Annotated in this window: 9 protein-coding genes; 7 read left to right on the top strand and 2 right to left on the bottom strand. The window is 43.7% G+C overall.

Annotated elements, in window-relative coordinates:
- Positions 1-17 precede the first annotated feature (17 nt).
- Positions 18-2,012: a signal recognition particle-docking protein FtsY gene (ftsY, locus tag L884_RS0121425; protein WP_028769409.1), complete on the bottom strand. Its 1,995-nt coding sequence runs from the start codon at positions 2,010-2,012 to the stop codon at positions 18-20.
- A gap of 225 nt (positions 2,013-2,237) precedes the next feature.
- Here ftsY and rsmD point away from each other — a divergent pair, with 225 nt between their 5' ends.
- Complete coding sequence (gene rsmD / locus L884_RS22535) at positions 2,238-2,861, top strand: 16S rRNA (guanine(966)-N(2))-methyltransferase RsmD (protein ID WP_051435722.1); 624 nt, start codon at positions 2,238-2,240, stop codon at positions 2,859-2,861.
- A complete protein-coding gene (locus tag L884_RS0121440; protein ID WP_028769410.1) occupies positions 2,862-3,143 on the top strand; it encodes a DUF1145 domain-containing protein in 282 nt (93 codons plus the stop codon). It begins immediately after the preceding gene.
- A gap of 222 nt (positions 3,144-3,365) precedes the next feature.
- Here L884_RS0121440 and L884_RS0121445 read toward each other — a convergent pair whose 3' ends face one another.
- Positions 3,366-3,929, bottom strand: coding sequence for a NapC/NirT family cytochrome c (locus L884_RS0121445; protein WP_028769411.1), 564 nt, complete (start codon positions 3,927-3,929; stop codon positions 3,366-3,368).
- Positions 3,930-4,314: 385 nt separating this feature from the next.
- On the opposite strand from L884_RS0121445, the gene L884_RS0121455 reads away from it, so the two are divergent.
- From L884_RS0121455 to L884_RS0121480, 5 genes are all read left to right on the top strand, one after another.
- Entirely contained in the window at positions 4,315-4,776 is a 462-nt protein-coding gene (locus tag L884_RS0121455) for a hypothetical protein (RefSeq protein WP_028769412.1), read from the top strand.
- Positions 4,777-4,974: 198 nt separating this feature from the next.
- Positions 4,975-5,394 carry a DUF2057 family protein gene (locus L884_RS0121460; RefSeq protein WP_028769413.1) on the top strand — a complete coding sequence of 140 codons (420 nt, stop codon included), beginning with the start codon at positions 4,975-4,977 and terminating at the stop codon, positions 5,392-5,394.
- 117 nt (positions 5,395-5,511) lie between these two features.
- On the top strand, positions 5,512-5,934 hold the full coding sequence (locus tag L884_RS0121465) for a hypothetical protein (protein ID WP_028769414.1): 423 nt from the start codon (positions 5,512-5,514) through the stop codon (positions 5,932-5,934).
- A gap of 132 nt (positions 5,935-6,066) precedes the next feature.
- On the top strand, positions 6,067-6,684 hold the full coding sequence (locus tag L884_RS0121475; protein WP_028769415.1) for a heavy metal-binding domain-containing protein: 618 nt from the start codon (positions 6,067-6,069) through the stop codon (positions 6,682-6,684).
- Between the two features lie 24 nt (positions 6,685-6,708).
- A partial coding sequence (locus L884_RS0121480; RefSeq protein WP_028769416.1) for a heavy metal-binding domain-containing protein occupies positions 6,709-6,962 on the top strand: 254 nt, incomplete at its 3' end.

Below are 6,962 nucleotides of genomic sequence, written 5' to 3' on the forward strand. Positions count from 1 at the left end.
CTAGATATAAGCTAACGTTATTTCGCGTCTTTGTCGTCTTTTGTTTGGCTAAATAAAGCTTCGATAAAGTCTTTAGCGTCAAAGGTACGAAGGTCATCAATCTGCTCACCAACACCAATATGACGAATTGGAATTCCAAACTTATCTGCAATCGCGAAAATAACACCACCTTTCGCCGTACCATCTAGCTTACTGATAGTAATACCGGTTACGCCAACAGCCTCTTGGAATAGTTGTGCCTGACTTATCGCGTTTTGACCAGTGCTTGCATCTAACGTTAGCATGACCTCGTGTGGTGCTGTTTCATCTTGCTTTTTCATCACTCGCACGACTTTTTTCAGCTCATCCATTAGATGTGCTTTATTCTGTAAGCGACCCGCTGTATCTGCGATAAGTACGTCAACATTACGTGCTCGCGCAGCTTGTAATGCATCAAATAAAACTGAAGCACTGTCTGCACCAGTGTGCTGGGCAATCACAGGGATATCATTACGTTGCCCCCAAACTTGCAGTTGCTCTACCGCCGCTGCGCGGAAGGTATCACCCGCAGCTAACATCACTGATTTACCTTGCGCTTGATACTGTTTAGCAAGCTTACCAATGGTGGTCGTTTTACCAACGCCGTTGACACCAACCATTAAGATCACAAACGGACCATCAGCATTTTCTGGGATCAAAGGTGCTGATACTGGATCTAGCGTTTTCTGCATCTCTTCACGAAGAAGATCGTACAGAGCTTCACCATCTTTAAGCTGTTTACGGCTTGCTTGTTCAGTTAAGCTATTAATTAAACGCGTCGTAGTTTCAACACCCACATCAGCAATTAATAGCTGCTCTTCAAGCTCTTCAAATAGATCATCATCAATCTTTTTACCGCTGAATAAGCCAATAAAACCACTACCGATACTCTCGCTGGTGCGCTTTAAGCCACGCTTTAAGCGCGCAAACAAGCCTTCTTTTACCGGTTTAGCTTGTGGCTCAGGTTGTTCTGCTGCTTGCTCGGCAGCAATACGTTCAGCTTCGATACGCTCTGCTTCTGCTTGCTCTGCGGCAATACGCTCAGCCTCGATGCGTGCAGCTTCTGCTTGCTCAGCGGCAACACGTTCAGCCTCGATGCGTGCAGCTTCTGCTTGCTCTGCGGCAACACGTTCAGCTTCGATACGTGCTGCTTCTGCTTGCTCAGCAGCAATACGTTCAGCTTCGATACGTGCAGCTTCTGCTTGCTCGGCGGCAACACGTTCGGCTTCGATGCGTGCTGCTTCTGCTTGCTCAGCCGCAACACGTTCGGCTTCGATGCGTGCAGCTTCTGCTTGCTCGGCAGCAATACGTTCAGCTTCGATTCGTGCAACTTCTGCTTGCTCTGCAGCAACACGTTCAGCTTCGATACGTGCTGCTTCTGCTTGCTCAGCTGCCATGCGTTCAGCTTCAATACGTGCTGCTTCTGCTTGCTCGGCTGCCATACGTTCAGCTTCGATACGCACGGCTTCCGCTTGCTCTTCTAAAATACGAGCCTCTGCAATAGCCGCCTGCTCTGCAGCGACTTTTTGCGCCTCAGCTTGTTCTGCGGCAAAACGTTCAGCTTCAATTCTCTGCGCTTCTGCTTGCTCGGCGGCAATACGTTCAGCTTCGATACGTGCTGTTTCTGCTTGCTCAGCAGCAACACGTTCAGCTTCGATACGTGCAGCTTCTGCTTGCTCTGCGGCAACACGTTCAGCTTCGATACGTGCAGCTTCTGCTTGCTCTGCGGCAACACGTTCTGCTTCGATACGTGCAGCTTCTGCTTGCTCTGCGGCAATACGTTCTGCTTCGATACGTGCAGCTTCTGCTTGCTCTGCGGCAATACGCTCAGATTCAATTCGTTCAGCTTCAATGCGAGCTTGTTCTGCAGCTTGTTCGGCCGCCAGTCTTTCCTGCTCCTGCTGTTGTTGTGCTAATTTTGCCGCTTCAGCAGCTTCCGCTTCTTCTTTAGACTTATCCCTGCGGAACCAGGAAAAAAAACCTTTCTTTGCCATGTGTTATACCGGTGCTCAAATCGCTGTACATAAATGCATTAGGGTGGAGGACGTTATATCAAAATTACGCTTAAATTACGCTGATAAAAACAGCAAAAAAGCATTTCAAGCAGATTACATCTACGGCTTTTTACCATTTGGCTATGCTTTGATATAAAATAGCGCCCTTAATTTAGACGCCATAGTCTACCACTTTCTTTCAATAGGCAAAATCACGAGGACACCATGGTCAAAAAAAGACCTTCTAGCGGTCAAGTTAGGATAATTTCAGGCCAATGGCGATCTCGCAAATTACCGATCCATGATCTTGAGGGGTTACGCCCGACAACAGATCGCGTGCGCGAGACCCTGTTTAACTGGATAGCTAACGATGTTCGTGGCTCAAGAGTGCTAGATTGCTTTGCAGGCAGCGGCGCATTAAGCCTTGAATCTTTATCTCGCTACGCCAGTTACGCGAAGATTTTCGAGTTACAAGCACAAGCGGCAAAGCAGCTCGTTGCCAATCTCGCTACGCTAAAGTGTGATAATGCAGATGTCATTAAAGGTGACAGTCTAGCCTTATTGGCTAACAAGCCAAACCAAGGCTTTGATTTGGTATTTATCGACCCACCTTTTAGAAAGTCTTTGGCTGAAAAGAGCATTGCGCTACTTGATGAGTATCAGTGGCTTAATCAAGACGCATTAATCTATGTCGAGACTGAAAGTGAAATCAGCTTACTGAATGTGCCCGCGAGCTGGGAAATGCTAAAAGAGAAGAAAGCCGGGCAAGTGATCTATCGTTTATATCAGTACTCTGCAATTAATGAGCACACAGACAACGATGACTGTAACATCGAGGAAAACAACTAAATGAAAGCCATGTTAGTGTTAGGCAAACTTATCACAGGTTTTGCATGGATAATGATGCTTTACAACCTAATGGTACCTTTTGCCGGTAATATTGCTGTGGTACTCAATATTTTGTTTGCAATGACAATTTTAATGCATTGCTTTCAGACTCTCATTTTTCACACTATGTTTAAATCGCTATTGCCACTGAAGAAATCTGACTATCTGCAGGTATTCCTATTTGGGGTGTTCAGCCTACTTCACTATCGCAAACAAGTTTTAGACAAACAACCTCAAGACTAAATTCTAAATTCTAGGTTCTTGGTTCCAAGGTTCTTGGTTCCAAGGTTCTTGGTTCCAAGGTTCCAAGGTTCCTAGGTCCTAGATTCTCAATTCCAAGTCCTAGGTCCTAGATTCTAAGTTGGCTATTAAAAACAAAAAAGCCCCAATTAAGGGGCTTTTAGTGTTTTGACTTGCAGCGCAAAAGTCTGCGTCGTTACTTTACTCTAGGCTTATACCTGAGGATTATCCTTTTGGATAAACGTGAGCAACGCCTTTATGACAGTCTACACAAGTCTTACGCTTGTCTTCTTCTTTCTTGAAGTTGTTAGCGTGCATTCTCTTAGCCATTTTCTTCATAGTGTCAGGCTGGTTCTCGTAGATACGAGAGTGACAGTGTTGACAGTTAGCAGAATCGTTGCCTTTGAAGTACTTAAGCGCTAGATCAGCTTGCTCTTTACGGTTTTCATCCAACCACTCTTGAGTGTTGAAACCATCGATTGTTAGGTAACCGTATAGATCTTTAGAAACGATGATCTTCTTCACTAGGTACTTAACTGGGTTGTGTGGAAGGTGACAATCTTGACACTGTACCACGATACCAGCACTACCACCGCCGTGAGCAGACGCTAACACTTCATCTTTCAATGAGTGATTGCTGTGACAGCTCATACAGAACTCATCTGTACTTGTTGCGTGTAAAGTTTGCTGTGTAGCAAAGTAGCCTACAACACCGACAACGACACCGATAATCAGCAATGCCAGAATCGAAATTTTTGCGCTGGGTTTAAATAGTGCTCGCCAGTTCATCACTCTTCTCCAAGTATTTAATTTTTTCCGATGATTTAATTCATCTTTAATTTATGCGTTCCATTATAAACCAGATCTTACTCATTGATCTGGGACTAAAAGCGCAAAATGAGACATGGCTCTAACTCTGTCCTTGCCGCCAAAAGCGCTCATTTTATATGCGTCTTTACTAAAGCTAATCTAAAGCCTTGATATTCGCAAGGTTACTTATCATCTATCCTTATAAAATAATGATTTAAGGTATTTAGTTTGAACTTCTTTTAGATGTAAAACTGCGGGGTAGAACACATTAAAATTCAAAAAATTTGTGATTTTTTGAAACTTTTTATCACAATCAAAGGTCTTTATTTTCATCGCAACAAGATTGCTAAACGCAAAGGTTTATATGGGCAAGCAAATCGCTTATTTAGCATTTTTAGTCACTATTATGGGGCAATTTATTCTTGCGCCAGTGATGGCAATGCCTAAATACTTTGTTGCGAACACCCATTCTATGGCACAGCAAAATGCAACTATCCAGCCGTCGCTGACACAAGCCACGTTGTTCAATCAAGCTACGCAACTCGATAACTTGCATGAAGCAACAAGCATTGATCTGGCCAATAACAGTGAAAATTGTGATTCAAACGTGAGTTTGCATCAGTCAATCAAAGTTGATTGTGATGCTGTTTGTGAACAACTAACTGCTAGCAACTGTGTGTCACATTGTATTTCAACTCCTGGAATAACGGATGATTCACAGCTCACCTTATTAATTAGCAACTCAAGCAGTAGCATTCAAACCCATTTCTGGTCGCTACAGACTGTAGAGCTTGCTTCCAAAAATCCCCCTCCGATTAACGCATAAGCTTTATTTCATCGTATCTAGGAGGCTTGGACAACAGCGCTTTGCAACGGCAAGCATTCACTAAGTCTCCCTTAGCAACAGATTACGGCAAAACTGCCTACAAATGGTTGGTAGTTAGCCATCAAGTGCCGCGCATCAATATGCTTAAACGTAATGCGCTGCACCAAAGCTATTATTTGAAATGTTTCGGAGCTTATTATGAAAAAATTTATCAGCGTTATCACACTATCTTTAGCTAGCTTTATGTCATCAGCAGCTTCTGTCTCTTTCCCTGAAGCCATTGATGTATTGGCTGTTAATGGCCTAAATAATGTCGATGGTCGCTATCTTGAACTAGATCAAGGCCATAACCTTATTGAAGTTAGATACAGTGATCTATTTGAGGCAAGCGCTGAAGATAGCAACTGGGTGAGATCTGAACCGCTTTACCTCTATCTAGATTTTGACGTCGCCAGTCACTATCAAGCTCTTATCCCTAATATAAGAACTGAAGAAGATGCCTACTTATTTATCGAAAACCCAATGCTGCAACTGAGAGATGCTAAGGGTGGTGAAAAGCAACTAAGTTTAATGACTCACAGCCAACTGATGGCCAAATTACTCTTGCCTCAGCAATAGTATAGAGCATTAAAAAGTGAACTCGGCTGCACATTGAACAGAGCAATTTGTGAAGTTTATCAATGTGTCAGCCAATTCCTATGATAGACTTAGCAAAGCACATTAATTGGAAACATCATGTTTAGCATTATTCGCCGTCATACATTATTAGCTATTACGCTACTCGCTTTGTTGAGTCAGCTAGTGCTAGCTAATGGATCATTGATGGTCGCAAATGCAATGGCTGATGATATGCCGATGATGAGCATGCAAGACGGTGCAGATTGTCATCAAACGACAATGGATATGGACGCCTCTGATAACTGCTGTGAGAATGAAGCTAATATGCAAGTAATAGCTGAACACTCACCTAATTGCTGTAGTGGCAGTGGTAGTTGTCAAAATGACTGTAGTCATTGTTTGGTTATTTCTGTAACAGGTACTCTGTTTAGCGTGTCGCCTTGGCCGGGCTTCAGCGCATCCGATATTGCAACGGCCACTCCTATGCCTCATTTCCACTCTATTTCATTGCCACAAGATTTAAAACCTCCGATTGCATAACCTGAGGCGCCAGTCTCTATGCAAGATAAAAAAATCGTTATTAATCTTAATCAGCAATTATTTAAGCCGTTAATTGTACTGCTGCTTGCTTCAAGCACAGCTATTCGGCCATCTGTATGATGGAGTTGAGTTATGAAAACCCTTGTTAGTTTAGCCTTATCAGCCTTGTTAGTTTTGTCATGGGCACCCAATGTATCGGCCAATGATCACCACCATGGTGCTCATAAAGGTCACCAAGCAGGCCAACATCAAGCCTATGCTTGCCCAATGCACCCTGAAGTAACTGGCGTGAAAGGCGATTCTTGTCCGAAATGTGGTATGGACTTAGAAGTTGTTAATTCAGCAGCTAAGCACCATGCTCAAGATTGTGAGTCTTGCCCAAACAAAGGCAATTGTCCTAATAAAGCTAAGAAACATCACCATAAACATATGAGCAAGCACACTCATGCTTGCCCTATGAACCCAGCAATTACAGGTCAAGCCGGTGATAGTTGCCCTAAATGCGGTATGGATTTAGAGCCTATTGCTAACCAAGCAGCTCACAAGAACTGCGACTCTTGTCCAAATCAAGAGTCATGCCCTAATAAAGCTAAAAAGCATCACAAACATATGAGCAAGCATACCCATGCCTGCCCTATGAACCCAGCTATTACAGGTCAAGCAGGTGACAGCTGCCCTAAATGTGGAATGGATCTAGAGCCTATCGCAGCAAACGATAACGCACATAAATCTGGTCACATGCATCACTAATATTTAGGGTGGAGATAAGGCATTATGAGTCTTTTTAAATCTAAAGTGGCAAGCCCACTTATCTGCGCGCTAACACTAACTATGGCTGTTACCCCACAGTTAAGTTACAGTCAAAGTGCAGAAACAAACCAACACGTTCATGCCCATCAGCATGAGTCTAAATACTACTGCCCAATGCATCCAGAAGTGACCAGCCATGAGCCCGGTCGCTGCCCTGAGTGCAAAATGTTTCTTGTCTCGGAGCAAAAAGACACCGATGACCAAGAGACGGGCAACAA

The sequence above is a fragment of the Shewanella fidelis ATCC BAA-318 genome, from assembly GCF_000518605.1.
Classification (GTDB): domain Bacteria; phylum Pseudomonadota; class Gammaproteobacteria; order Enterobacterales; family Shewanellaceae; genus Shewanella; species Shewanella fidelis.